This is a genomic window from Streptomyces sparsus (assembly GCF_054776295.1).
In genome coordinates this window covers 1-1,378 of record NZ_BAAHCA010001147.1, presented here as the reverse complement: position 1 = coordinate 1,378, position 1,378 = coordinate 1, and the positions used below count along the sequence as shown (strand labels likewise).

Here is a 1,378-nt window from a genome sequence, read left to right as displayed (position 1 = left end):
GCCCGCCCGTCCCTGGGCGGACAGGGCCGGGCGGCGGTGCGGTCGGCTACGGCTTGCGGGCCACGCCGCAGTAGAACGCCACATCGTCGGGCTCACCGAACGGGGTCGGCTCGGGACGCCAGCGCGAGCAGGAGACCACACCCGGCTCCAGCAGCTCCATCCCCTCGAAGAAGGAGGCGACCTCCTCGGGGGTGCGCTGCATCAGCTTCGGCGTGCCCACCGAGTTCCAGAACTTCACGGCCTCGTCCACGTCGGTGAGGCCGGGAGCGGTGATCGTGTGGGAGAGCACCAGGTAGCTGCCGGACGGTACGGCGTCGACGAGCTCCCGGATGATGGCGCGCGCCCGGTCGGTGTCGGCGACGAACATGACGATGCCGAGCAGCATGACGGCGGTCGGCTTGGTCAGGTCGAGGGTCTTCGCCGCTTCCCGCAGGATGGCCTCGGGATCGTGCAGGTCCGCGTCGATGTAGTCGGTGGCGCCCTCGGCGGTGCTGGTGAGCAGCGCACGCGCGTGGGTGAGCACCAGCGGGTCGTTGTCGACGTAGACGATGCGCGACTCGGGCGCCGCGCGCTGGGCCACCTCGTGGGTGTTGTCCGCGGTGGGCAGTCCGGTGCCGATGTCGAGGAACTGGCGGATGCCCAGGTCCTGGGTGAGGTGGCGGACCGCCCGCCCGAGGAACGCGCGGTCCGCACGGGCGTAGTCCAGGATCCCGGGGTGCAGCTCACGGATCTGGTCACCGGCCGCCCGGTCCACTTCGTAGTTGTCCTTGCCGCCCAGCCAGTGGTTCCACATCCGGGCCGAGTGCGGGACGGTCGAGTCGATCCGGGACAACACCTGGTCGGAGTCGTCGGTGCCCGAGGTCATGGCATCTCCTGTCGTGCGTCGCGCCTGTGCTGGAACCCAACGTAAGCCCATGCGGAGATCCCGATAAGCACATCGGCCTGTCGATCTGGCCGGATCCTGCCGTTGTGGACGCCCGTGTGCCATCCTCCGGGCCCTTCGGCCGTCCTCCCCGCGCGGGGCGTCGGACCCGGACGGACGCCGGCGGGCCCCCGTTCACCCGAACGCGCGAACACCCTCGTGGTCTGGACCAGTTGGGGACGTACTGGTTAGGCTCACGGCACAGACGTCGGCGTGCGGGGCGCCTGCCGACCGTTCGGGCCGACGACAGGACCGTGTGTGATCGACCTCGTGGTGGTACTCCGGGCCGAGGACGCCGTGCTCGACTTCCTCTCCGTGCTGGCCGCTCCCGGCGAACGTGAGGTACGGGTCCTGCTGGCCGACCGCGGGGTGGTCGTGCCGCTCGCCGCGGGGACGGGTCCGGCCGAGCGGCTGGAGCTGCTCGGCGCCCAGGTGCGGCGGCCCGCCGCCGGGGAC

1 protein-coding gene and 1 pseudogene are annotated in these 1,378 nt (G+C 71.4%); one reads left to right on the top strand and one right to left on the bottom strand.

The annotated features are described in order from the left end of the window. Positions 1-46 precede the first annotated feature (46 nt). Complete coding sequence (locus ACYVE9_RS27015) at positions 47-865, bottom strand: SAM-dependent methyltransferase (protein WP_461030517.1); 819 nt, start codon at positions 863-865, stop codon at positions 47-49. Between the two features lie 315 nt (positions 866-1,180). On the opposite strand from ACYVE9_RS27015, the pseudogene ACYVE9_RS27010 reads away from it, so the two are divergent. Further along, positions 1,181-1,378 (top strand): annotated as a pseudogene (locus tag ACYVE9_RS27010) (hypothetical protein); the annotation flags it as partial.